Genomic DNA, 25,575 nt, shown 5'->3' with positions numbered 1-25,575 from the left:
CGGTGCCGACCGCCCCCATCGCGACGGACGCCCAGTCGCCGCTTTCGATGGCCGACTTCAGGTCGTTCGCCGTTTCCAGCAGCGAAATGCCCGAATACGCCTTCGTGGAGTCCTTGGTTTCCGCGACCAGCGGGTTGCTCACCGGACGACCTTTCCGCAGCTCTTCGTGGACCGGGTCGGCGCCCGGCGCACGTCCCCCTCCGAGCTCACTCGGCGGGAGAATAGCAATGCCGCCACCGCCGGTGTCCGCGTCGGTGCCGGAGTGCCCGAACGGCCACGGTTCGCGGCTTATCGGGCAATCGCCGGAATCCCTGCAGGTCACCCGGCGGGCCGGTCGTGTGCCCCGGACACCGGGACGATTGGCTAAAATCCGGGTAAAAGTGTTCCGTCACCGGACTTCCGGGTGGTTCCCTCTGTTAGGTAACTTTCCTAACTATTGGAGGAGGGTCCCGCTCATGTCATCCCGTAGCCGCTCCGCTGTGGTGGCCGCCGCTCTGACGCTCGTGGCACCGTTCGCGGTCAAGACCGCCGACGCCGCCACGGCGGACGCCGCCCCCTCGTACACCGCCGCCCAGGTGCTGGCCGGCGTCAAGAAGAACAGCACGACCGCGAACAAGGTCAACTCCAAGGCCCACATCAACACCATGACGCGGGCGAAGAACGTGAACGTGTACCAGGTGACGCCGGGTGTCTACGCCTACAGCTCCGGCCTGGCCGTCGACACCGACGGCAGCGACCCCGATCCCGACCACCAGGGCCAGACGACCTTCCAGGACAGCAACGGCAAGCAGCTGGCCGCGCACCACGTGCCGTTCTACGTGCTGGGCGACGACTGCTGGGACCGCAAGAGCCCCTGCCCGCACTTCTTCTACAAGGAACACGGCATCAAGGGCAGGCAGTTCGCGCTGGTGTTCTACAAGAGCAAGGTCATCGGCGCCATCTTCGGTGACACGCAGACCGGCAACAGCCAGACGACCTCGGACAACGACTCCCGCGAGCTGGGGGAGGCGTCGGTGAAGGCGGCCTCGCTGCTGGGCATCCCCAGCAGCGGCACCACCGGCGGCGTCGACAACGGCGTGACCGTGGTGATCTTCTCCGGCTCGTCCTGGGTCGTGAACGGCACCAACGTCAATCTCAACAGCAACGCCCAGGCCCTGGTGAGCAAGGCGCTGGACACCCTCGGCGCCAAACTGGGGCTCTGACCGGGTTCGCCCCGCCGAGCGTCCGCTCGGCGGGGCGAACGGGGCCGGTTCACTTCGCGGGGATGCAGCCTCCGCGGATCGTGTGGCTGCCGTCGGTGCCGTGGCCCCGACGCGGTCGGTGTCGAGGGCCACGGCACCGTCGCTTTCCTGGGCGGATCATCACGCACGACGCAGATCATGGGGTAGCACGGCACTTCACTGTCCGGCTCCGCGGACACGGCTGAGTCGTTCCGGTGTCCGGCCGGCTGAGGGGTGGATGTGGCCGTCGGCCGCGACCAGGTCGTCGCGATCCTCGACGGCAGCGTCCGGTGTGCGGTCACCCGGCCTGAGCCACGCTGGCGGTCGGCCAGGTGCCGTCCTCGACCAGGCGGTGGGTCACCCGGACGATCTCGGTGGCGGCGACCTCGGCGGCGGGCGGGATGCGGCCGGCTCGCGGCAACGCCAGGACGATCGTGCGGGAGATCGCGGGATCGACGATCGGGCCGCCCCGCAGCCGCCCGGCTGCGACGTCTTCGGCGACGCCCGCCGCGGGGAGGACGCTCCACCCGGTGCCGGCGGCCACCAGCCTCTTCTGCACCGGCATCGAGTTGGTCTGGCACACGATCGTGGGCGCGGTGCCGAGCGCTTCGTCCACGAGGGTGCGCAGGCCGTGGCCCGCGACCGGCAGGATCAGCGGGTTCTCGCACACCCGGTCCCAGGTGAGCGCTTCGCGGCCGAGTTCCGCGCCGGGGGGAGCGATCGCCCACAGCGCCTCGCGCAGCAACGGGGTGACGGCGATCGACGGCGTCGAGTTCACGTTGTACAGCAGGCTCATGTCCACCTCGCCGTCGTCGAGCCACTGCCGCAGGTGACCGGAAAACGCGCTCAGGATCCGCACGTCGATGCCCGGGTGCCGGCGCCCCAGCACCTCCACCAACGGCGCGGCCACGAGTTCGACGGTGCTCTCCAGCAGCCCGATCGTCACGATGCCTCGCACGTGCTCGCGGTCCGGGCGGATCTCGGCGCGGGCCCGGTCCAGTTCGAGCAGCGCGCGTCTCGCGCGCTCGGCGAGGACTTCGCCCGCCGGGGTGAGGGTCATCCCCTGGCGGCTGCGCTCGAAGAGCGGGACCCCGACCTCGTCCTCGAGGGCGCGGATGTACCGGCTGACCGCGGGCTGCACGACGTGGAGCAGGCGCGCCGCCTTGGTGACGCTCCCGGTGTCGCCGACGGTCACCAAGGCCAAGAGCTGCTTGAGTTCCACGCGTCCTCCTGCCGGTATGCCGGACGCGTCTAGGGATATCACGAATCGGTATTTCTCACGACTCGTCATAACGAGTCAGGATGACAGCCATGTACGAACTCAGCGCAGACGAGACCGCGATCGTCGACGTCGTCCGCGAGTGGGTCGACCGCGAGGTCGAGCCCGTGGTGCGAGAACTGGAGCACGCCGACACCTACCCCGAAGCCCTGATCGAGCAGATGAAGCGCATGGGCATCTTCGGGCTCGCCGTCCCGGAGCCGTGGAACGACGCCGGCGTGTCCACCCCGTGCTACGCGGCCGTGACCGAGGAACTCGCCCGGGGGTGGATGAGCCTCGCCGGCGCCATGGGCGGGCACAGCGTCGTCGCCAAGCTGCTGCTGCACTACGGAACCCAGGCGCAGCAGGACCACTACCTGCCGAAGCTGGCCACCGGGGAGATCCGGGCCACCATGGCGCTCACCGAACCCGGCGGCGGCTCCGATCTGCAGGCCTTGCGCACCGTGGCCCGGAAGGACGGGGACGACTACGTCATCAACGGGTCCAAGACCTGGATCACCAACGCCCGCCGCGCCCAGCTGGTGGCGCTGCTGTGCCGCACCGACCGGAACGCCGAGCCGAAGCACCGCGGCATCAGCATCCTGCTGGTCGAGAAGGGGCCGGGTTTCGAGGTGTCCCGTGATCTGCCGAAGCTCGGTTACAAGGGCGTGGAAAGCTGCGAGCTGTCCTTCACCGACTTCCGCGTGCCCCGCAGCTCCTTGCTGGGCACCGTCGAAGGCGAGGGGTTCGCGCAGATGATGCGGGGGCTCGAGATCGGCCGCATCCAGGTGGCGGCGCGCGCCCTCGGCGTCGGCGCCGCCGCCCTCGCTCGCTCGATCCGCTACAGCCAGGAACGCGAAAGCTTCGGGCAGCCGATCTGGCAGCACCAGTCGATCGGCAACTACCTGGCCGACATGGCGACCGGGCTGACCGCGGCCCGGCAGCTCGTCCAGTACGCCGCGCGGCGCTACGACTCCGGCGAGCGCGCGGACATGGAAGCGGGGATGGCGAAGCTGTTCGCCTCCGAGACGGCCATGAAGATCGCGCTCGACGCGGTGCGGATCCACGGCGGCTACGGCTACTCGACGGAGTTCGACGTCGAGCGGTACTTCCGCGACGCGCCGCTGATGATCGTCGGCGAGGGCACCAACGAGATCCAGCGGACCGTCATCGCGCGTCAGCTCATCAAGCGGAACCCCGTCCGATGAGCTCCGCGGCCACTTGGCTCTTCGTGCCCGGCAATGTCCCAGGGCGCTTCGCCAAGGCGGCGGCCTCGGGCGCGGACGCCGTCGTGATCGACCTCGAAGACGCGGTGCGCCCCGAGGACAAGGACATTGCTCGTGCAGAAACGCTCCGCTGGCTGACCGGCGGCGGCCAGGCGTGGGTCCGCCTCAACGCCGCCGGCACGCCTTGGTTCGACGCGGACGTCGACGCCGTCACCGGCGCGAGCGGGCTGCTCGGCGTGCTCGTGCCGAAGGCCGAGGACCCGGCGGCCTTGGCCGCGTTGGCGGCCCGGCTGGGACCGGACACCGCGGTGGTGGCGCTGGTCGAGACGGCAGCCGGGCTGCACCGCGTGCACGACGTCGCCGCCGCGCCCGGGGTGACCCGGCTGGGGTTCGGTGCGCTGGACCTGGCCGCCGACCTCGGGGCCGACGACACCGCCGAAGCGATGCTGTTCGCGCGAAGCACGATCGTGCTCGCCTCCCGGGTGGCCGGCTTGCCGGCGCCGATCGACGGCGTCTCGACGGTCATCCACGACGCCGGCGCAGTGACCGCGTCGGCCCGTTACGCCAGAAGCCTCGGTTTCCGCGGCAAGCTCTGCATCCACCCGGCCCAGATCGAGCCCACGGCACGGGGTCTGGCCCCCGGCGCGGACGAAATCGCGTGGGCTCGTGCAGTCCTTCAGGCGGCTGAGGGATCGGCGGGCGCGGTCACCGGTCCCGACGGGCGAATGATCGACAAGCCGGTACTCGACCGGGCCCGCGCCATCCTCCGGCCCTGAAACGGCGGCCACGAAAGGCTTTCCATGCTCCCACTCGAAGGCACGACCGTCGTCGCGCTGGAACAGGCGGTCGCCGCTCCCTTCGCGACCCGGCAGCTCGCCGACCTCGGCGCCCGCGTCATCAAGGTCGAACGCCCCGGGACCGGGGACTTCTCCCGCGGCTACGACCGGACGGTCCACGGCGACTCCAGCTACTTCGTCTGGCTCAACCGCGGCAAGGAGTCGATCGAGCTGGACATCAAGGACCCGGCCGACCGCCGCGTGCTCGACGCGATGATCGCGGCCGCCGACGTCGTGGTCCAGAACCTCGCGCCGGGCGCGGCAGGCCGCCTCGGCCTCGACGCCGCGACCCTGCGGGCCGCCCGCCCCGGCCTCGTCCACTGCTCGATCTCGGGCTACGGCCCCGGCGGCCCGTACCAGGCGAAGAAGGCCTACGACCTGCTGATCCAGTGCGAAGCCGGGCTCGTCACCGCCACCGGCACGCCGGAGCAGCCGAGCAAGGCCGGGATTTCGATCGCGGACATCGCGACGGGCATGTACGCCTACTCTGGCATCCTCACCGCGCTGCTGCGCCGAGCCGCCACGGGCGTCGGCGCGACCGTCGAGGTCGCGATGCTCGACGCGCTGGCGGAGTGGATGGTCCAACCGGCGTACCACGCCGTCTACGGCGGCTCGGAGACCCGCAGGACCGGGGCGAAGCACGCGTCGATCGCCCCATACGGCCCTTATCAGGCCGGAGACGGCAACCAGGTCTTCCTGGCCGTCCAAAGCGATCGCGAATGGGTCCGGTTGTGCCGGGACGTTCTCCGGCGCCCGGACCTGGCTGCCGACCCGCGGTTCGCCCACAACCCCGAACGCGTCGCCCACGACCACCTGATCGATCCGCTGATCGAGTCGGCGTTCGCCGCGTTCGACGCCGACCGAGTCGTCGCACTGCTCGGCGACGCCGGGATCGCGTGCGCCCGCCTGCGCCGGCCGGGTGAGCTCCTCGACCATCCGCAGCTCGCCGCGCGTGATCGCTGGCAGCGGGTCCGGGCCCCTGGTGGTGCCGTCCGGGCGCTGCTGCCTCCGGTCGACATCGACGAAGTGGAGCCGGTGCTGGGCCCGGTGCCCCGGCTCGGCGAGCACAACGACGTCCTCCGCACCGAATTCGAGGAGGTCACCCCGTGACAGAGCACACCGAAGTGCTGCAACCGGAGCCCGCCGTGGCCCTCGCCCGGCTGCTCCGCGTCGACCTGCCGGACCTGGAGAACGACGGACTGCCGCTGCTGTGGCACTGGGTCTACCTGCTCGATCGGCCGCACCAGGCCGATCTCGGGCCGGACGGTCACCCCGTGCGCGGGATCGTCCCGGCGCCGGGCCGTCGGCGCATGGCGGCCGGGGGCCGGGTCACGCGGACGGGGCCACTGGTCGTCGGCCGGGTCGCGACCCGGCGCACCGAAGTCGTGTCGACGACGGACAAGACGGGGCGGTCGGGCCCGCTGACCTTCGTCGTCGTGCGGCACACCATCAGCCAGGACGGCGAGGTGAAGGTCGTCGAAGAGCAGGACATCGTCTACCGCGACGCCGCGTCCGCGCCGGCCTCGGCGACGGCGGCCACCCCGGTGCCGCTCGAAGCGGACGAGCGGGCGTTCCCGGTCGATCCCATCGTCCTGTTCCGCTTCTCGGCGTTGACCTACAACGCCCACCGCATCCACTACGACCGCGACTACGCCCGCGACGTCGAGGGCTACCCGGGGCTGGTCGTCCACGGACCGCTGCAGGCGCTGGCCATGGCGGAAGCCGTCCGCGCAACCGGGGTGACGCCCACCGCGATCGGCTACCGCGTCGTCGCGCCGCTGTTCGACCACCAAGGTCTGGTGGTGCGCGCCACCAGCGGCAGGGTTTCCGTTCGTGACCACAGTGGCCGGGTCACCGCGACCGGGCAGGTCGAAACGCTCACTGGAGAAAGGAAAGCACGATGAAGGCCGCAATCGTCAGGCAAGCCGGAGTCGTCGAGATCGACGACGTGCCGCGTCCCCCGATCGGCGAGGGGGAGGTCCTGGTCCGGCTCCGGGCCGCCGGGCTCAACCGCGCCGACGTGCTCGTCCGGGACGGAAAGTTCGCCGAGCAACCGCCGTTCCCGATCATCCTCGGTGTCGAAGGCGCCGGAGACGTCGCGGAGGTCGGCAGCGCGGTCACGAACGTCGAGGTGGGGCAGCGCGTGGTCCTGCTGCCCATGCTGGGCTGCGGCGCGTGCGACGCCTGTAAGTCCGATGTGGACAGTCGCTGCCGCGAACTGAAGTTCCTCGGCGAGCACACCGACGGCACGTACGCCGAATACCTCGCCGTCCCGGCCCGCAACGCCGTCCCCGCGCCCGAGTCCTTGACCTACGTCGACCTGGCGGCGAGCCTGCTCGCGTACCTCACGGCGTGGCACATGCTGGTGACGCGCGGCGGTCTGCGGTCCGGCGAGACCGCCCTGGTCGTCGGCGCCGGAAGCGGCGTGGGCACGGCCGCGGTGCAACTCGCCCACGCCCTCGGCGCGCGGGTCATCGCCACGACCGGCACCGACGACAAGCGAAACCTGCTGCGGGGGATCGGCGCCGACGAAGTCGTGAACTACCGGCAGGTGACCGGATTCGGCGCGGCGGTCCGCGCGCTGACGGACGGGCGGGGCGTCGACCTCGTGCACAACTCTGCGGGCGGCGCGACGATCCAGGAGTCCATCCGGGCGCTGCGCCCCGGCGGCCGGCTGATCGGCATGGGCTCGCACTCGGGTCCACGCGCCGAGATCGACCTGTACAGCCTCTACCGCCACGAGATCGACTTCCGCGGGGCGCACGCCGGGGACCTCCGCGAAGTCCCCGACGTCCTCGCCTGGCTCGCCGCCGGGAAGGTGCGTCCCGTGGTCGACTCGGTGTTCCCCTTGGCCGACCTGGCCCGGGCCCACGAACGGCTGGTGAGCCCGGACCGCTTCGGCAAGGTCGTGCTGACGATCGACTGACCCGTCAGTCGATGGCCTTGTCCTTCGTCTCGGGCATCGTCAGGTAGACGACCAGGCCGATCGCGGCGGCGATCGCGCAGTACAGCCACACCCACCTCCCGAGCCCGTGGGTGGTCAGCCACGTCGTGAGGTACGGGACGGTGCCGCCGAACACCGCGACCGACAACGCGTAGGGGAGACCGATGCCGGTCGCCCGGACCTCCGGCGGGAACTGCTCCGCCATGACGGCCGCGACGTTGGCCGAATAGCCGAGCAGCAGGACGAGCCCGGCGACCTGGACGAGCAGCAGCAGCCGGAAGTCCCCGTTCAGCAGCCGGAACGCGGGCCACGCGAGCAGCAGGAACCCGCCGGCGAACGTCACCAGGGTGGGCTTGCGGCCGAGCCGGTCGGACAGCATCCCGGCGAACGGCAGCAGGACCACGAAGACGACGAGCCCGATGACGTTGGCCAGCAGCGCCTGGTTGAGCGGGATGTGCGTGGACACGGCCGCGTAGGTGGGCAAGTAGGTCAGCCACATGTTGTAGAGCACGACGCCGGCGATGTTGAGGCCGAAGACGCGCAGCGCCGCCTTCGGGTGCTGCCGGAGCATCGTCACGAGGGCGTTGCGCCGGTCGCCGCGAACGTGGCGGAACGACGCCGTTTCCGCCACCGAGCGGCGCAGCCAGAGCCCGACGAGCCCGAACAGGGAGGCGACCACGAACGCCAGGCGCCAGCCCCAGCTGTCCACCGCCTGCCGGGGCAGCGCCGACGTCACGATCGCGCCCATGCCCGAGGCGACGAGGATCCCGGCGCCGACCGAGACCTGCTGCCACGAGCCCGCGAACGCGCGGCGACCGGGGCCGGCGGACTCCACGAGGAAGGCCGACGCCGCACCGAATTCGCCCCCCGCGGCGAAGCCCTGCGCCAGGCGCGCGAGCACCAGGATGATCGGCGCCGCGAGGCCGGCCTGGGCGTAGGACGGCGAGACCCCGATGACGAACGTCGCCGCGGCCATCAGGCCGATCGTGAGCACCAGGCCCTTCTTGCGGCCGTGCCGGTCGGCGTAGGCGCCCATGATCGCGGCGCCGATCGGCCGCACGCCGAAACCCACGGCGAAGATGGCCAAAGTGGACAGCAGCGCCGCACTGTCGTTGCCCGGGGGGAAGAAGTGGTGCGCGAAGACGGACGAGAACGTCGTGTACACCGCCCAGTCGACGAACTCGACGGCGTTGCCGATGCTGCCGGCGACGAGCGCCCGGCGGTTGCCCCGTCCGGTCGCTTCCGCCGGGGCCGTGGCGATCCTAGTGGGTTCCATGGTCGTTCTCCCTCAGTTCCCGGAGGCCGTCAGCCGGGCCCGGATCGGTGCGGACCGCGCGACGTCCGCGATCGTGAGCGCCATCGCCAGGCCGCCGTCGCGGACGAACCGGTCGCCTTCCGCGCCACCGGCCGCGGCCGCGAAGGCGGCGGTGTGGTTCCCGTCCTCCGCCGGGAGGTCGAACGACAGCATCGGGTGCAGCGCGGGGATCACCTGCGAGACGTTCCCCATGTCGGTCGAGCCGAAGAGCTTGTCCGGGTAGTCCGGGAACGTGCGGCCCACCGTCTTCGCGTGGGTCTCGAACAGCGCGGCCAGGTCCGGGTCGTGCCGGAACTCGCGGTACAGCGACGGCTGGGTGGTGAAGTCCACGGTGGTCCCGGCCGCGAGCGCGCCGACCTCGAAGCACCGGCGGACCCGCGCCCACACCTCGTCGACTTCGGCGATGGTGTCGCAGCGGATCATGCACTCGGCCGCCGCCCGATCGGGGATGACATTGACGGCCGAACCGGCCTCCTGCACCACACAGTGGACCCGGACGCCGTCGCGCAGTTGCTGCCGCAGCAGTCCGATGGCGGTCTACCGGCAAGCGCGGCGCGCGAAGCAGCCGAAGAGGCCGGCGGACAGTCCCCGGCGGGCGCTGCTGGTGCTGGGCCTTGAGCAGGTCGCTGGTCGTGGAGCGTGGAAGAGCCCGGGGTCGCCTGCCTTGAACGACGGGTTCTTGGCGGCATCGGCCTGCGTCGGCACCGACCGTTCACGGCGGACTTGACCGAGGGCAGAGGCCAGCTCAAGCAGCGTAGTGATTCCACGCGTCCCCCGGCCACCGTGCCACTGCTTGTCACTACAAGGCTGGAGAACAGCATGCGCCGAGCCGCGATGGCGGTGCCGGTTCAGTCGTCGGAGTCCTGGTGATCCAGACGGGAGACGGTGCAGTCGGCCAGCCGGTCGCTCGCGTCCCGCGCGTGGGCTTCGCACAGCCTCGCGGTCGCGCCGTCCTGATCGGTCACCACCGCGGTGACCGGCTCCGCACATGGTGTGTGAAGCCGGTCGTAGTCCCACGCGCCGGCGCAGCCAGGATCGGTGCACCAGGCGCGTCCTCCGCTCGAGTGCAGCGTGACGCCGTGGGTCGGGCAGACGCCCCACGGAACGTCGCACAGGCCGGGGTCGCGGGCCACCCTGACCCGGGCCAGGTCTTCGGCCGTCCGGGAAACCTCTTCGGCGTAGTCGCTCAGGTCGTGCGTCGCCTTCGCGATGGGCCGGGCGAGGCGCTGCAGGTGCCCGTCGGGTGCGGTCTCCAGCCGGGCGGCCACCTCCGCGGTGCGCGCCGCGAGCGCTTCAGCGTCGGCGGCCAGCGCACGCAGCTCGGCCGGCAGCGGCTCGGGCGTTGTCGGCTCAGGCATGCTCGTCCTCGATGGTCTGGGGTGATCAATGAGCGCGGACTGCGCAAGTACCCCGAACCCGGTGCCCCAAACCATGGCGCGCGGATGATCATGGACGTGGAAGCCCGGTTCGGCGAAAGGGGGAGCTTGATCAGAGTCCCTGATCTGTGAGGCCGAGTTGATGCAGGGGCGAGTCCCTGGCTGCGTACGAGACCATCATGGCTGCGTGATAATGCCCGCGTGAAAAAAACGGTACGAGCCCGGCCGGGTACCGTGGACTCGGTGGCGCCGATCGTGTTCGGCGTCGTCATCGGCCTGATGACGAACCTTGTCACCGGCGACCATCCTGCGGCCTGGATCTTCGCGGCGCTCGGCGCCGCCGTGCTCGCCCACATCGCTCTGGCGTTGCGGCAGGTGCGATTGCGCGCACGTGCCGCTCGGCTGACCCGGGAGCGGCTCCTGCCGCGGCTGCTCGGACTGCCGAAACCGCCGGCACCCGGCCGTGGCGCGGGATCGGCGTCGTGCCTGATGGAATGGCTCTCGGCGGCGCACTGCCCGGCTCCCTTCCGGGGAAGGAGCGCCGAGCTGCGGACGCTGATCCGGTGGTGCACGGACGAGGGCGGCGAAAGCTGGATCGCTGTCGTGGCCGGTTTCGACGGGGCCGGAAAGAAGCGCTTGGCGATCGAACTGGCCAGGAAACTCCCCCCGGAGTGGTACTGCGGCCGCGCTGCCGGAGTGGCCGGCCTGGTCGAAGCGATCGACGAATGCGGTGAACCCTGCCTCGTCGTCGTGACCGACGCTGACCGTCGCCGGGACTTGGCCGAGCTGGTCGACAGTCTCGCCTCCGCCCGGGTCCGGGTACGGCTGGTGCTGTGCGTGCGTGACCCAGACCGGCTCCGGAGCCACGTCGATGTGCTGGACGCGGCGAGGTCCGCGGTGAGCCGGGCCCTGGTTGTCCGCCTCGGCCCGATCGGTCGGGCGTCCGACCGGCTCCGTTGGTTCGAGGAAGCAGTACGGGCTTACGCGGCCGCATGGAACGTGCCGCCGCCGTCCGAAGCGTTCGTTCCGGCCGGCGACGTGCACGACGCGATCGTCGTGCTCCTGTGCCGGGCGATGCTCGCCGTGCTTGACCGGCCCGGTTCCCTCGCCGCGCGAACCATGTCGGTCGCGGAGCTCATGACCGCGTTGTGGAGCATTCAAGTGGCCGGGTGGACGGCGGAGGCGGATCCGCGGCTGCCCGCCTCGGTCAGGAGTGAACTCGCGATCGGTGACATCGTCACGGTGCACGCCCTCGAGCCGCCGGCCCGGTCGCTGGCTCGGCTGCGACGGTTCGCGACCACGCCTTCGGACGTGCTCGCCGGCATTCGCGACTGGGTCGACGAGCGGTTCCCGGCCGACGCACCAGGCATCTCCGATGCCGTGCCACGGCTGCTGCTCGGACACCTGATCTTGAGGACCCTGGCCTGCGAACCCGAGTTGTCGGTCGCCCTGTCGGGAGACCGTGACGGCGCGGCGGACCTCGCGTCGACGCTCGCGTGGGCGGTCAGCAGTCATCCCGACCGCCTGGAGACGGTTCTCGGCCTGGTGCGCGGACACACCTTCGCCCCGGTGATGATCAGGGCATTGGTGGCCGACGCGGTCCCGACCGCCGAGCTCGACGCCGCGTTGGCGGAGCTCATCCCCACCCCGGCCGGTGACGATCTCCTGTGCATCCCGGTTCCGCGTTCGTTCCGGCGAACGAGCTGCGCACAACTGGCGGCCCTCGTTCACGAACTCCGCGATTCCGGAGCCCCGGAAGCTGCCTTGGCCGACGCACTCGGAGTACTCGCGCAGGATTACGGCGACCTCGGCCGGCTTTCGGCCGCGGTGCACGCCGGAAGCGAGGCGGTGGTCTGCTACCGCAGGCTCGTCAAGCGGGAGCCGGTGGAGTTCGAACCGTTGCTCGCCGTCGAACTCTGCCGGCTCGCCTATCGCACGAAATTGCTCGGTGACCTGAAGAAGGCGCTTCGGCTGGTGCGCGCGGCCGTCGCCTTGTCCCGGCGGCTCGCCGAGGCGTCGGATCAGCACATCACGACGTTGGCCGACGCGCTGCACGTGGCGTCCGACTGCCGCGCCGCTGCCGGGGATCCGCACGGAGCACTTCGTGAAGCCAGGGAATGCGTTGCCCTTCGCCGGGCTGCCGTCGTGGCGGAATCCGCTCGTGAACTGCCCAGCCTCGGCAAAGACCTGATCGGGCTGGGGATCCGCCTGTACGACGTCGGACTCCACCACGAGGGGCTCTGCGTGAGTGAGGAAACCGTGGCGCTGTATCGCGCGCTCGCGGCCGATGACGGGGGTGGGGACCCGATGCGGCTGGCCTGGGCTCTGACGAACCTCGCGATATCCCTGCTCGAAATGCGCAGGCCAGCCGAGGCCCTCGTCGCCGCCCGCTCGGCGATCCGGACCTGGGAAACCGCGCCTTTCGATCCCGATGCCGAGCTCTGCCGAAGCAATCTGGCCAATTCGTACTTCGTCGTTGCGACAACGGTACGGCAGGCGGCACACCCGACCAGCGAGGCGATCATCCCGGCGAACCGCGCACTCGCGCTGCGGCGCGAGCTGATGACGCGCAACCCGGATCGGCATGCTCCGGATCTCGCGCGGGACCTGGGCCTGGTCGGGCGGCTCCACGTCGAACTGGGAGACCTGGACTTCGGTATGAAGCTGATCAGGGATGGCGTGGCTCGCTACCGCAAGCTCGCCGCGGCGAATCCCCGGCGACACCGGGCGGACCTCGCCGCCGCGTTGCGAGGTCTCGCGAACTGCGCCGCGATCGGAAACGACATGGCCGTGGCGGTCGCGGCCGCCGCCGAAGCCACGGTCATCGACCGGGAACTGCTCGAATACAACGCAGGCGTGCACGCACCCCGCTTGGCGGCGCAAATGTCTGCAACGGCTGCGACGCGGATGAGCGGGCAGGACCGCGCAGGTGCGATCGCCGCGCTCGGCGATAGCTTGGCAATCCTGCGCCCGTACGCCCGGACCGGCTCCGGTCATCCGCTCGCGATGCGCTACGAGCGGACCGTCGCGGCCTTGCAGCGCATCAAGCTGACTCCGGACGCGTAGGCATGTTCGGCGAGGAGGTTTCGCTCCGCCTCAGCCGCTGACGAGCGATCGGGTGGTCGGGGCCGCAGCCGCTGCTTCGATCGCGACGAACTCGTCGACACTGCGGACCTTGCCGGACACGATTCCGTGTTCTCGGCCGAGCGCTTCCGGTGCGTCCGGTAACCGGGACAGATGCCGGCGGCTGACGCCAGACCGGAAATGCTGGGCCCAGGCTCCGGCTCCATCGTGACCACCGTCGTCCCGGTCCGAGCGGTGAACCGGCGCAGGAACGTGGCCCGCGACATCGCCGCCTCGGCGGCCGGTCGATCGTCCACCTCTCGCCGGGCCGCTGCACCACGCCCGCCAGCACCCCGCCCAGCACGGCGTCGCCCATAGCCGTCCCCAGGCCGGGGGTGTCCGGCCGCTGCCCGGGCCGGGCGCGCAGCCCAACCGCACCTTCGACGCGTTCATGCGCCGCGCCACCGGCGTGCCCGCGAACAACTGATGTGACGATCGTGAAGACCGCGCTGGTCAGCGGCGCACCGCAGGGCGAAACGGCCGGGCACACCGTCGGCATCGCCCCCTGAACCCCGCCGGGACATCCGGGCCGGCCGGCCTCGAGCGCTCGGCGACAGCGGTGAACCATTTCGCCGATTCGCAGGAGAAATTTCAATGGCTTCCATTTGTCAGGAATCAACCCCGCCGGATCGCGGATCCGGCCAAGCTGGCGAACAAGTCTACCCAATAATTCGGTCAGCTCCGTAAATGTCCAGTTTTTGTCATGAAGTTTTCCGTGCCCGTGTGGTGCCCACCCGGGGAGCCTGCCGTCGGCTGGGGCGTGCCACCTCTCCGGACGTCCCGTCGGCCGTGAACGGGAACCGTCCGTCGACCGGACGAAACTATGCACAATCGGCTGATCTTGTCCTTGATAATTATTCGAAAATTGTTCTATAGCTCTTTCGGGTTGCCTGCTTTACTTCCCCGGTCCAGGGGCGCTACAACTGCTCGAGGGGATGTCCTGCCCATCGTGTCCGTGGAGGAAGCATGCGGTTCCTGCGCACTGGTTCGATTGTTCTGGCGGCGGTTTTGGTGATGTCCGGAACGACCGCGGCGGTGGGGGGTGACGTCGGCCCGGCACCGGCCGAGGTTGCGCCGAAGGACGGCGTCGCCGCCCTGGCCACGCAGATCACCCTGCTGCCGAACGCCTGGACCGACACGCCACTCATCGTCCACCTACCGCACGCAGGCACTTACGCGATCGACGCGAACGTGCGCGGCCGGCTCGCGACCTCGGCCGGCTCCAACGCGTTCATAGTCGCCCGGCTGAACAACCTCACGACCAGCACTCCCATCACGCAGACCGAACGGCTGGTCTACCAGGTCATGGACCTGAACCCGGCCGGCGGTCCCGCGATGGGCGGCAACGAGACCGCGCCGATCAGTCACGTGATCACCGTCGTCAGTCCGACGGACATCGAGCTGCAGGGTCTGCTCGGGGTCGCGGCAGGAGGCAAGGTCCTGGCCTCCCAGATCTATTCGGACCCCAATGGCTACACCACGCTCCGCTACCTCCAGCTGGCCGATTCCTGACCCCCAGCCCAGACGGGACAAAGCCGTGCCGAATGACGATCAGACGTGGCCGTCCGACGACTGCAACGGTATTACCCTCATCGATCCGGTCAGCATCACGGTGCGGGGCACGGTCCTGCTCTTCGCCCGGCAGAAATGGGTGGGGGTGCACACTCTGTACTTCAACGTCCTCGCGGTGGGCGCGCCCACCGGCTCGCCTGCCGAGTGGCTCGGCTGGAACGAGCTGCCGATGGTGGAGGCCGGCCACGCCGATGACCCGTCGCGGCAGTCGGCCGACCGCGAGCCGCAGCTGCGGTTGTGCGGCGCGGACCTGATCACCGTCCCGCCGATCGCCGCGAAGCCCGCGCCCGCCGACGCCCCTTTCCGGGTCGTGACGGACGGCGACTACGTGTCCGTCTTCCGCCGGTCCAAGACCGGCAGCCTCTACCTCGACCGCTTCATCCTGGTCGAGACACAAGCCGCGGCCGACGGCAGTGGCACCTGGGCGCTGCGGCGGGCTTGGGAGGTGCGTTATCAGCGCAGCGGCCGTCGTGACGTGCCCGCGGGCCCCGGTGACACGCTCGGTTCGCGCAACCTGGTGGGGGAGCCGTTCCTGGAGCCCACGATCGAGCTGCCGCTGTCCATCCCGGTGTCCGGCGGGTTCGACGTCGCGCTGGTGCCCACGGACGACCCCGACCGGATGCGCTGGCACATCGCCGGGCTTTCGAGCGACCCGGGCAACCAGAACCTGAGCATCGTGTCGTACCCGAAGGACAGTTCCGGCGGCGTCGACTTCTCCGCGGGCGGGGCGAAGACCCTCAGCTTCCCGCTGACGGCGGCCGTGACGCCGACCACGACCGTGCCGCTGACGCCGGTGAACGGGGTCGCGATGACCGTGTTCGAGGAGCTGGAGAAGGCTGCGGTCAGCGGTGGAACGACGACGCACCTGCGCCGTGCCGCCCGGCTCGCCGTTGCCGTGCCAGTCGCCAACGAGGCGGCCGGCCTGCCCCAGGCGCTGGCGGTCTACGACTTCGGCGTGCTGCCGCAGGGCACCATCCCGGCCGGCCCGCCGGCGGCCTGCCAACCCGTCGACGGCACGTTCACGGACGGCAAGTTCGTCGCCGGCACCGGCAGTGCCGACTACCCGGTGCCGGAGCAGGCGGTGCTGGCCACGGGCACCAGCACGATCGTCTCGATGCTGCTGGGCCGGCCGCAACCGTCCGCGACCCCATCCCTGCTCAACGGTGCGGACGGCCTGGTGCACTGCTACTTCGCCGGACAGCGCGCGAAGCCGGCCGGCGGTCAGTTCCTGGTCGCCCAGTACGACCCGACGGTCACCCGGGTCGAGGCCGCACTGCCGTGGACCGCGACCGTCGGGAGCCCCGGAACGACGACCCTGATCGGTGGCCGGCCGGGAACCCTGCTGAACGGACTCGCGGTCGCGGTCGCCGACGGCCCGAGCCCGGACCTGTGCACCGTGACCGTCGACTACGGCCCGGGCGCGGCACTGCCTGCCGAAACGTGGAATGGCGTGCCCCGCGACGCGGCGACGATGGTGCGGGTGCTCGACGGGGTGACGTCCGGCGACCCGGCGGACCCGGCGGTGCAGTCCGGTGACGTCGAGTTCTTCGACATCGGCGGCAAGCTGCCGATGACCCGGCTGCCGGTCGGGGGTGGCGAAGTCCTCACCCTCGTCTCCCACCGGCCGGACACGCCGTTGTCCACGGTCACGGTCGGCCCCGTGCAAGGCGAGACGACGACGCTGACCGTGTCGTTCAGCCTGGGCACCGCAGGCACCGCCCAGCAGACGTGGGCGGACGTGCCCACCGGCACCGCCGCCCTCGCGCCGATCCTGTCCGGTGACGCGGCATCCGCGGCGTACTCGTACGAGGCCGCCGCTGGGGACACGCCGATCTTCTCGCTCTCGACGTCGGCGGGCACGATCCTGCTCTTCGCCGCGCCGGACAGGGCGTCCGCGGTCAGCGTGCAGGCAGCGTCCAACGGGGAGCCCGCGAGCTGCAACATCTCCGTCACGGTGCCGGGGTCGCCGATCACCGTCCCCGACGTGCCTCGCGACCAAACCGGCCTGGTCGCCGCCCTGAAGGACAGCCAGGCGCTGGCCGGTGTGTTCACGTTCGTCTCGGCCGACCAGGTCGAGGGCGCCGTGGCGAACCAGGACGCGACCGCGCCGCTAAACCTGCGTGGCGGCTGCGTCCTGTTCGACCTGCTGGTCCCGGCCCCGGCCGGCACGCTCAGCGCCGGTTCGCCGGTCGCGGCGATCGTCCAGCAGCGCTCCGTCGCATCGTCTGCCCCGGAGCCGCCGGGCCGGTCGATGCAGGCGTTGACCGCCGTTATGCCGTGGATTCCGCCGGGCACGACCGGAACGTCGGTTGTCAACACCCCCAAGGCGGCGGTGGTGGCCGGCCGGAACGGGCAGTGGCAGCACGCGAAGACGCCGTCCGCGCTGCAGCTCGACGGCGCCAGCGGGGTGACGGTGCCCAGCACGGTGGGCAGGCTGGTGCCCGGCCGGGGCTGGACCATCGAGGCCTGGGCGTGCCCCACCTCGGGCAGCGCGTCCCGGGTGATCAGCTACGAAGGTCCGCAAGAGCCGGCGCCGACCGGCGTCACCCCGTCGTACGTCCTCGGCACGACCGGCGCACCGGCCCTGCGCTATGGGCCGTACACCCCGGGCACCGGGGTCATCGGTGCGTACGTCACCGTTTCGGCCGCCGAAAAGTTCGGGCCCGCGGCCACGAACGGGTTCACCTGGGAGGCCTGGGTACGGCCCGCCGGTCCGCCGTGCCCCGCGAGCGGGTCCGGGTACGGCAGTGTCGTGCAGGTGGTGGATATCGCGGTACCGGCCGTTCCCCAGTGCCGGCTCGCGCTCGACAAGACGAGCACCCCCGTTTTCGGCTACCGGGTCGGCACCGTGGGCGCCGCCGCCGAGGCCGTGCTGTCCGGTCCGGACGCGTTACCCGCCGACATCTGGTCGCACGTCGCGGTCGTCGGTGAGCTCGCCGACCAGAAGTGGACGCTGACGCTCTACGTCGACGGAAAGGTGGCGAAGACGACGACCGGCGTCACCCTGTACCCGAGGGGAACCGACGCGCCGACCGTCACGATCGGGACCGCCGACACCACGAACGTCAGCATGTTCGGCAGCATCGCCGAGGTGCGGTACTGGAACGCCGCCCGGGACCAGGCCGAACTGCAAGCGACGATGCGCACCTCCCTGCCGGGGCAGTTGGACGGCCTCTACTGCTATTGGAAGCTCGACGAGGCGACCACCGGCCCCTACAAGAACAGCGCGCTCGCCACCGGTGGCACGTACGACGGCAAGTTGCAGACCAGTACGAGCCAGACCGTGACCGCGGATCCCTGCGGTGTCTTCCTGAGCATGGTCGCCGGTATCGGCGGCACGCCGGCCGTCGAGGCGAGTGCCTTCCTGCTGTCCACGCACTGGAACCACCTGGCGGCGGTCTACCGGGCACCCGGTGCGTTGTCGCTCAACCCGTCGGGGTTCGGGAACGGGCTGGAGTACGGCGTGTGCTCGTCGCCGGCCGGGCTGACGATCGGGGAGCAGGCCACGATCGAGGCATGGGTGCAGATGAAGCACACTGCGCACTTCGGCCAGACCGTCGTCTCCCAGTGGGAGGACGACAAGGGCAAACCGGCGTTCCGGCTGGCGGTGGACCACCAGGGCAAGCCGTTCTGCTACTTCATGGTCGAAGGGGGATCCGAGAAGCGCAAGTCGTTCTCCGTGGAGAGCAAGAAGACCAAGGTGACCGACGGAAAACCGCATCACATCGCGGTCACCTTCGCCGTCACGACCGAGAGTGCGAAGACGCGGTGCACTGCGACCATGTACGTCGACGGCGCGTTCTCAGGGATGAAGCACGTCGAATTCGACGGCACCGCGGCCCAGGCGGTCCAGTCGGACGCCCCGATCTGCGTGGGGCTCGGCAGGCCGGCCGATCCGGCGACCGGGCCCCTCGCGATCGAGTCGCAGCGTCCGTTCCGGGGCACCATCACCGGACTGCGGTTCTGGTCGGTGGCGCTCGACGCCACGGGGGTGCGGAAGGCGAGGAGGGGTCTTCAGCAGGCCGACACCGACGACGGCGTGTCCGCGGCGTGGTGGTTCGGTGAGGACGAAGGGAAGACCGCCACCGATACGGTGTCGCACAACACTTTCGCCCTGACCCACGACGACCTGTGGGCGGCGCTCGGCGAGCTGGCCACGCTCACCTGCTACGGCAACGGTGTCGAGATCGGGGTGACCACCCCGGCGGCGGACAAGCGGGGATACCTGAAAGCCGCCCAGCAGTGCACCATCGGCGGCTACCTCGACCAGCAGGCCATCGCGGGCGGCTTCACCGGGAACCTCGCCGAGGTGCGGTTGTGGGGGATGGCACGGACCGCCGACCAGCTGGCCGACACGATGTACCGCGGACTGACGGCGGACGAGCCGGGGCTGAACGCCTACTGGCCGTTCGACGGCACGCTCGACGACGCGACCGCGGGCGGTGCCAACGGAACGATGGCCGGCAGTACGAATCCGGTCTACGTCCCGTCTCTCGCCCCCGTCGCGGACGAGGGACCGCAGGTGCGCAACGTGTACGACGGCCCGGTGACGGACTTCCAGAAGACGCTGCGCGGGCACACCGCCGCGGTGGAGTACTCCGCGGTGGGGACCTACCCGGACGGCACGCGGTACTCCGCGTTGCGCCGGGCGTACTTCGCCACGACCCCGGCGCTGCACCGGTTCACCGGCTACGGCCTGGGCGAACTCGATCTGGTCTACATCGGACCGATGCAGACCAACCCCACGCTCGTCGGCTACATCGAGGGCGCCCCACCGGTGCCGAGCGAGAACCTGTCGCGCCCGCTGTACCTGAGCGTCTTCGGCTACAACTCCTACCTGGACGCCACCACGGTGAAGCTGGAGCAGGCGGACACGACCACGCTCACCCTCACCTCGTCGGACTACCGCTCGTTCAAGACGAGCGTCGACGTGAGGGCCGGGTTGATCCTGGGAAAGGTCAAGACCAAGTCCGGTGACGACTCCGTCGAACGCTACCGCGGCGAGTTGAAGATCGGCGTGCAGCACAAGTCGCTCCTGGACCTGGCGACCCAGGAGGACGAGAAGTACGTGTCTTCGTGGACCAAGACCGTCTCCGACTCACTCGGCCTGCGTGGTGCCTGGGAGACCGGGGAGCCCTACGTCAACCTCGCGGTGGGACGCCGGTACCAGCCGACCAACTTCGGTTATGCGGTGGTCGAGTCGCTCACCGCGGACGTCTACGCCGCCCGCCTGCGCGGCACCGGGACGATGGTGGGCAAGGTGGTGCGGCCCAACCTGCACACGAGGGACCGCAACATCATCATGTTCCGGATCGACACCAGCTACGTCAAGAACGGGACGCTGGACGGCAAGGTGGGGCTGGAAAACGACCTCGACTACCCCGGCGCCGACCAGGCGCGGGGCAGCTACTTCAAACCCGAGGAGGCGTACGCTCTCGCGGCCGACATAGCAAGGGCCGACAGCAGGGCACAGACCTACTTCACCCAGTTCAACGCGGAGTCGCTGGGCCGGACGCCGCTGGGCGGGCGGAAACTGCCCGACCGGGCGGGGAGCCCGTTCTACGACGTGGCCAACAGCGGCCGGTTCGCCCAGCCGAGCCGGGGGATCGCCAATCGGTACGTGTGGACGGCGAGCGGTGGACTGCGCGCGGAGACCGAGCAGTTCTCGGCCACCCACGAGCGCACGTACATCGGCCTCCGTGACTACACCCATCTCACGGGGATCCAAGTCTCGTTCGAGCTGAAGACGCCGCAGATCGGTGGCTACGGTACGGTCGACGCGCTGTTCGGCGGTCAGATCAAGGTCCAGATCGGCAAGACCGGCGCCGACACGGACAGTCTCGCCCTGACCGTGACCAACAACTGCGACCCGATGCTGCAGGGGTACGACCCGGTCGCGAAGACCTACACGGACACACCGTGTCCCGGGAAGGTCGACACCTACCGGTTCATGACGTTCTACCTGCCGCCTTCGGCGGGCAACAAGCGCACGCTGCTGGACAAGGTGGTGGACCAGAACTGGCTGGACCTCAGCAGCGACCCCGACGCCGTCGCGCTTCGGGGCGTGCGAGGCTCCGACGACAAGCCGTGGCGCGTGCTCCACCGCGTCACGTACGTCAGCCGCGTCCCGCCGGCCTCCGACACGAACGCCGACCAGACCGTGGCCCGCGACCCCGGACTGGCTGTCAGCGTCGAGGACAACCCGCTCCTCGCGAAGCTGATCGACGCGGCGCTCAACGGCGCCACCACGCCGACACCCGCCGAAATCGGCGGCGCCGTCGCCACTGTCCTCGCGCCGATCGACGTGAACGCGTCGTCGACGCTGGGCGGGCAGGTGCCGTGGTGGGCGGCCTTCCTCGCCGCCACCCGGAAAACCGACCCCGACGAGGACGCGGTCGCGCTGATGAACCGGATCCTGCACGACACGCAGGTGTACATGCAGGCGGGTTATGCGGCGGGCGTGCTGCCCCTGCCGGTGCCCAAGGGCGAGGTGTTCACAGGCGAGGAGGCCACCGTCCCGGCGCCTCGGTCCGACTCCAGGGACGATGACCTCCGGTCCCTCGTCAGCGAGCCGGCGGTCCCGGCCACACCGCTGGCAGCCCGTTCGAATTGAGGGGCACCGCTGAGTCGGCGGTGCCCCTGGGTGCCGTGGCATCCGACGGCGGAGGGAGCGACGCCTGCGTGGCCCCGGTCGTGTCCATGCGCGAAGCCGCTGGACACGCACAGCTCACCGAACGCCGCACCTTGATCGAACCGACTTCACCCGACCACCGGGCCGGCGTGCCGCCGAAGCCCTCGGCCATGCTCCCGGCTCGCCGCAGGAGCAGACCATCATCGACGCCTACCTGCGCATCTGGCGTGAGCTGCACCTGCCCCACATCCCCGGCGGGGGCGACGCCATCTCCCGCGAGCAGTTCATCGCGTCGACCGGTTCGCTGGCCGACGACCCCGATGCTGCGCAGGCCGGGCTCGGCGCGCTCGCCGAGGCGTTCCTGGCCATCGCCGACACCGACGCCGACGGTCGCGTGAGTCCCGCCGAGTTCCTGGTGTTCCAGCGTGCCAGGCGAGGGTGTCGACATGGAGCCGAGTATTGACCGCAGGCGGATGCCGCTAATTTTCGGATTCTCTCGCCCACTCGAACGGAGGCGGTGTCCCCGGCGCTATCACGAAGTTCCCGGGCCCATCGGTGACAGCTGCCGGAATCGTGCACGAAGCAGCGGTCGCCGCTCGTCTGGCGGAGTAGGGCGAGCGCCTCCGCGGAGGGGGAGCCGGCGGGGGTGGTGCACACGATCAGCACCTGTTCCGGTGAGCGGGTGATCGACAGTGTCTGCTGGGTCACGGTCACCGTGCCGACGACGGGATGGTGCAGTTCGTAGGACGCGGCGTCGCAGGGGGCCACGCGGTGGTCGCCCCAGAGTGCGACGAACTCCGGGCTCTTCATCGTCAGTTCGCCGATCAGCTCCGCGAGCAGGGGGTCGTGCGGGTGCCGGCCGACGGTGATCCGCAGGTTGCCGACCACCGCGCGGGCCTTGCGCTTCCAGTCCGTGTACAGCTCCCGGCAGTGTGGATCCAGGAACAGCATCCGGCTCATGTTCGGCCGCCCCGCCAGGTCGTCCGGGCTGTGGAAGTCCAGGTGGCCGGCCAGCAGGGCGTGCCCGAGGGTGTTCCACGCCAGCACGTCCGTACGCCGGCCGAGCACCAACGCCGGGACGCCGTCCACCGCGCGGAGGAGGTCACGCGTCTCGCCGGCGAGCTTCTCGGGCCGAGAGCGGCGCGTGCGGGGAGTGCGGCGGGCGGCGCCGGCGAGCCGGTCGAGGTGCCCTCGCTCGTGCTCGTCGAGCAGCAGAGCGCGGGCGATTGCGTCGAGCACCTCGGCCGAGGCCCCGCGGGACAGCCCCTGCTCCAGCCGCGTGTAGTACGAGACGCTGACGCCCGCCAGCTGGGCCAGTTCCTCGCGCCGGAGCCCGGCCACGCGCCGGCGGGGCCCGAGGTCGCGCAGACCGACGTCCTCCGGTCGCAGCCGCGCCCGCCGGGCCTGCAGGAAGTCGCCGAGCGGGCCAGGTCCGTCCATTGCCCCAGTATCCGGGGCGCGCCCCGATCCCTGCCACACCCTGCGAGGGGTAGGACGCCCCGGGAGTGGTTCGTGCGCGCCCCCGTGTCCAGGCTCGGTCTCATTCGGCCACCTGCCCCCAAACCCGAGGACGGACCCCATGAACCAGCACCCGGAGCAGATCACCCTGGGCGATGTCACCGTCACCCGCATCAAGGAGTACTACGGCTCGGTCGAGCTGACCCCGGGCCAGTTCTTCCCGGACAGCCCCGACGGCTCGTGGGACGAGCATCGCGGCCGGCTGGCGCCCGACTTCTGGAACCCGGAGACGGACGAGTGCCACTCGGCGATCCAGTCCTGGCTGCTGCGCAGCGAGGGGCGCACGATCCTCGTCGACACCGGCGTCGGCAACCACAAGGACCGGCCGTACGCCAAGGTGTGGAGCCGCCGGGACACCGGCTACCTCGGCAACCTCGCCGCCGCCGGGGTCCGGCCCGAGGACGTCGACATCGTGGTCAACACGCACCTGCACATCGACCACGTCGGCTGGAACACCCGCCTCGACGGCCGCACCTGGGTGCCGACCTTCCCGAACGCCACGTACCTGATGACGCGGCGGGACTTCGAGTTCTGGGACCCGGCCAACGAGCGGAAGCCCGTGCTGGGGCGCGGCAACCAGAACGTCTTCGAGGACAGCGTCACCCCGGTCCACGAGGCCGGCCTGACCCACCTGTGGGAGCAGTCCTACCGGATCGACGAGAACCTCCGGCTCGAGCCGGCTCCCGGGCACACCCCCGGCTCGTCCGTGCTCACCCTGGACTCCGGCGGCGACCGGGCCCTGTTCGTCGGAGACCTGGTGCACACGCCGCTGCAGATCCTGGAACCGGACACCAACTCCTGTTTCTGCGAGGACCCGGCCGAGTCCCGGGCCACCCGGCACAAACTGCTCGGCCACGCCGCCGAAAACCACGCGCTCGTCTTCCCCGCGCACTTCGGCGGGCACGGCGCCGCCGAGGTCGAGCGCACCGGGTCGAAGTTCGCCATCAAGCAGTGGGCGCCCTTCTCCCGCATCTCCTGAAAACCCCCGGAAAGGAAGCGTTTCCCGTGACCGAGTACCCGGTCGTGCAGACCCCGGCGGGCGCCGTGCGCGGCGTCCGCGACGACTTCGGCGAGGTCTACCGCGCCATCCCCTACGCGGCGGCACCGACCGGCGCTCGCCGGTTCACCGCCCCCACGCCCCACCCGGGCTGGTCCGGTGTCCGCGACGGCACACAGCCCTCGCCCACCGCGCCCCAGCCGGCCCGCGACTTCGGCAGGCTCGACATGACCCCCTACTTCGGGCCGGGCTGGGTCCGGGGCGAGGAGTACCTGACCGTCGACGTCCGCACGCCCGCCGCCGACGATGGCAGGCGACCCGTCATGGTCTTCGTGCACGGCGGCGGATTCGTCACCGGCTCGACCCGCGCGGCGCTCTACGACGGCAGTGCGTTCGCCCGTGACGGCGTCGTTCTCGTGACGGTGAACTACCGCCTCGGCATCCCCGGTTTCCTCGACCTGGAAGGCGCTCCGGCCAACCGCGGGCTGCTCGACGTGCTCGCCGCGCTCGGCTGGGTGCACGCCACCATCGCGGCGTTCGGCGGCGACCCGGGCACCGTGACGATCTTCGGCCAGTCGGCGGGTGCCACCCTCGTCGGAGCGCTCCTCGCGACGCCGGAGGCCGGCGGTCTGTTCCGGCGGGCGATCATCCAGAGCGGCAGCGGCACCGGCGCCTTCACCCCGGAACAGGCGCACCGGGTCACCGCCGCCGCGGCCGCCGCGCTGGGGGTCGCCCCGACCGTCGAGGCGTTCGCGGCTATCCCGGACGAGCGCCTCCTGGCGGTCTTGCCCTCGTTGACCGGCCTCGACCTGCGCACCAGCGCCGCGATGGACCCGCTGGCCGGGCTCAGCCCGTTCAGCGTGGTCCTCGCGGTCCAGCCCGCCGACGGTCTCACCGACGGTCCCGCCCGCGACGTCGCCCTGCTGATCGGCACCAACACCGAAGAGGGGCACCTCTACGTCGTACCGCAGGGCAACCTGGAGTTCGCCACGGAAGCGGACGTGCTCGCCGTCGCCGCCAGGGTGTCCACGGACCCGGAGACCACGGTCGCGGCACACCGTGCGGCACTGCCGGACGCCACACCGGGCGAGCTGCGCTCCGCGGTGCTCGGAGAGGCGCTGTTCGGCGCCGGCACGGCCCGCATGGTTCGAGCCCACGCAAGGATTTCGGGTGGCCGCACCCACCTCTACTCGTTCGGGTATCGCTCGACGGCCCTGAACGGACGGCTCGGCGCCGCCCACACCGTCGAGCTGCCCTTCGTCTTCGACACCGCCGACCGGCCGTGGCTGCACGGCGACACCGGCCTGCTCGGCCCCGGCCCCGCTCCGGACGGCCTCGCGACCCGCGTGCACTCCGCGTGGGTCGCGTTCGCCGCCAGCGGAGATCCGGGCTGGGCCGCGTACGACCCGCAGCGACCCGTGGCGGAGAACCTCGGATGCTGAGCAGGCGCGTCGCGTGCCCCGGAACCAGCCGCTTCGCCATAATCGCCTCATGCCGTTGTTCGACTACTTCCGCGCACCCGGCGCCGGCGCCGTGCAGCGGGCGATGGATGTCACCGA

The 25,575-nt window shown here is 70.7% G+C and carries 16 protein-coding genes; 11 read left to right on the top strand and 5 right to left on the bottom strand.

The genetic code is table 11. The features are described 5' to 3' along the window. The first annotated feature begins 455 nt into the window (after positions 1–455). Entirely contained in the window at positions 456–1,202 is a 747-nt protein-coding gene (locus tag C2L58_RS23195; RefSeq protein WP_233225874.1) for a glycoside hydrolase family 75 protein, read from the top strand. A 316-nt stretch (positions 1,203–1,518) separates the two neighbouring features. On the opposite strand, the gene C2L58_RS23190 is transcribed toward C2L58_RS23195, so the two are convergent. Further along, on the bottom strand, positions 1,519–2,442 hold the full coding sequence (locus C2L58_RS23190) for a LysR family transcriptional regulator (RefSeq protein ID WP_103339718.1): 924 nt from the start codon (positions 2,440–2,442) through the stop codon (positions 1,519–1,521). Positions 2,443–2,531: 89 nt separating this feature from the next. On the opposite strand from C2L58_RS23190, the gene C2L58_RS23185 reads away from it, so the two are divergent. Genes C2L58_RS23185 through C2L58_RS23165 form a run of 5 tightly spaced genes read left to right on the top strand, consistent with a single transcriptional unit; the run spans position 2,532 to position 7,466 of the window. Beyond that, positions 2,532–3,686 carry an acyl-CoA dehydrogenase family protein gene (locus C2L58_RS23185; protein WP_103339717.1) on the top strand — a complete coding sequence of 385 codons (1,155 nt, stop codon included), beginning with the start codon at positions 2,532–2,534 and terminating at the stop codon, positions 3,684–3,686. Further along, the gene (locus C2L58_RS23180) at positions 3,683–4,480 is read left to right on the top strand and encodes an HpcH/HpaI aldolase/citrate lyase family protein (RefSeq protein WP_103339716.1); all 798 of its coding nucleotides are present in this window, start codon (positions 3,683–3,685) and stop codon (positions 4,478–4,480) included. Before C2L58_RS23185 ends, C2L58_RS23180 begins: the two co-directional genes overlap by 4 nt. A 24-nt stretch (positions 4,481–4,504) precedes the next feature. Further along, entirely contained in the window at positions 4,505–5,650 is a 1,146-nt protein-coding gene (locus C2L58_RS23175) for a CaiB/BaiF CoA transferase family protein (RefSeq protein ID WP_103339715.1), read from the top strand. Next, complete coding sequence (locus tag C2L58_RS23170; protein ID WP_103339714.1) at positions 5,647–6,444, top strand: FAS1-like dehydratase domain-containing protein; 798 nt, start codon at positions 5,647–5,649, stop codon at positions 6,442–6,444. Before C2L58_RS23175 ends, C2L58_RS23170 begins: the two co-directional genes overlap by 4 nt. Beyond that, on the top strand, positions 6,441–7,466 hold the full coding sequence (locus tag C2L58_RS23165) for a zinc-binding dehydrogenase (protein WP_103339713.1): 1,026 nt from the start codon (positions 6,441–6,443) through the stop codon (positions 7,464–7,466). The genes C2L58_RS23170 and C2L58_RS23165 overlap by 4 nt, the downstream gene beginning before the upstream one ends. A 4-nt stretch (positions 7,467–7,470) precedes the next feature. Here the strand turns inward: C2L58_RS23165 and C2L58_RS23160 are convergent, their stop codons facing one another. The 3 genes from C2L58_RS23160 to C2L58_RS23150 form a co-directional block, all read right to left on the bottom strand. After that, positions 7,471–8,760, bottom strand: a complete 1,290-nt coding sequence (locus tag C2L58_RS23160) for an MFS transporter (protein WP_103339712.1) — start codon at positions 8,758–8,760, stop codon at positions 7,471–7,473. A 12-nt stretch (positions 8,761–8,772) separates the two neighbouring features. After that, a complete protein-coding gene (locus C2L58_RS23155; protein WP_199191397.1) occupies positions 8,773–9,282 on the bottom strand; it encodes a hypothetical protein in 510 nt (169 codons plus the stop codon). A gap of 365 nt (positions 9,283–9,647) precedes the next feature. After that, entirely contained in the window at positions 9,648–10,157 is a 510-nt protein-coding gene (locus tag C2L58_RS23150) for a hypothetical protein (protein WP_103339711.1), read from the bottom strand. A 261-nt stretch (positions 10,158–10,418) separates the two neighbouring features. Here C2L58_RS23150 and C2L58_RS23145 point away from each other — a divergent pair, with 261 nt between their 5' ends. The 3 genes from C2L58_RS23145 to C2L58_RS23135 all read left to right on the top strand — a co-directional run bounded on the left by C2L58_RS23145 (position 10,419) and on the right by C2L58_RS23135 (position 21,483). Beyond that, on the top strand, positions 10,419–13,241 hold the full coding sequence (locus C2L58_RS23145; protein ID WP_146073648.1) for a hypothetical protein: 2,823 nt from the start codon (positions 10,419–10,421) through the stop codon (positions 13,239–13,241). A 1,023-nt stretch (positions 13,242–14,264) separates the two neighbouring features. Then, the gene (locus C2L58_RS23140; protein ID WP_103339709.1) at positions 14,265–14,810 is read left to right on the top strand and encodes a hypothetical protein; all 546 of its coding nucleotides are present in this window, start codon (positions 14,265–14,267) and stop codon (positions 14,808–14,810) included. A gap of 25 nt (positions 14,811–14,835) precedes the next feature. Further along, a complete protein-coding gene (locus C2L58_RS23135) occupies positions 14,836–21,483 on the top strand; it encodes a LamG domain-containing protein (protein ID WP_103339708.1) in 6,648 nt (2,215 codons plus the stop codon). 228 nt (positions 21,484–21,711) lie between these two features. On the opposite strand, the gene C2L58_RS23125 is transcribed toward C2L58_RS23135, so the two are convergent. Then, positions 21,712–22,941: a helix-turn-helix domain-containing protein gene (locus C2L58_RS23125; RefSeq protein ID WP_441296312.1), complete on the bottom strand. Its 1,230-nt coding sequence runs from the start codon at positions 22,939–22,941 to the stop codon at positions 21,712–21,714. 139 nt (positions 22,942–23,080) lie between these two features. Here C2L58_RS23125 and C2L58_RS23120 point away from each other — a divergent pair, with 139 nt between their 5' ends. Both C2L58_RS23120 and C2L58_RS23115 read left to right on the top strand, forming a co-directional pair. Then, positions 23,081–23,998 (top strand): MBL fold metallo-hydrolase, encoded by a 918-nt coding sequence (locus tag C2L58_RS23120; RefSeq protein WP_103339707.1) that lies wholly within the window; start codon positions 23,081–23,083, stop codon positions 23,996–23,998. Positions 23,999–24,024: 26 nt separating this feature from the next. Further along, a complete protein-coding gene (locus tag C2L58_RS23115; RefSeq protein WP_103339706.1) occupies positions 24,025–25,458 on the top strand; it encodes a carboxylesterase/lipase family protein in 1,434 nt (477 codons plus the stop codon). The last annotated feature ends 117 nt before the right edge of the window (positions 25,459–25,575 follow it).

Source organism: Amycolatopsis sp. CA-126428, from assembly GCF_002904335.1.
Lineage (GTDB): Bacteria > Actinomycetota > Actinomycetes > Mycobacteriales > Pseudonocardiaceae > Amycolatopsis.
This window is presented reverse-complemented; position numbering and strand designations above follow the sequence as displayed.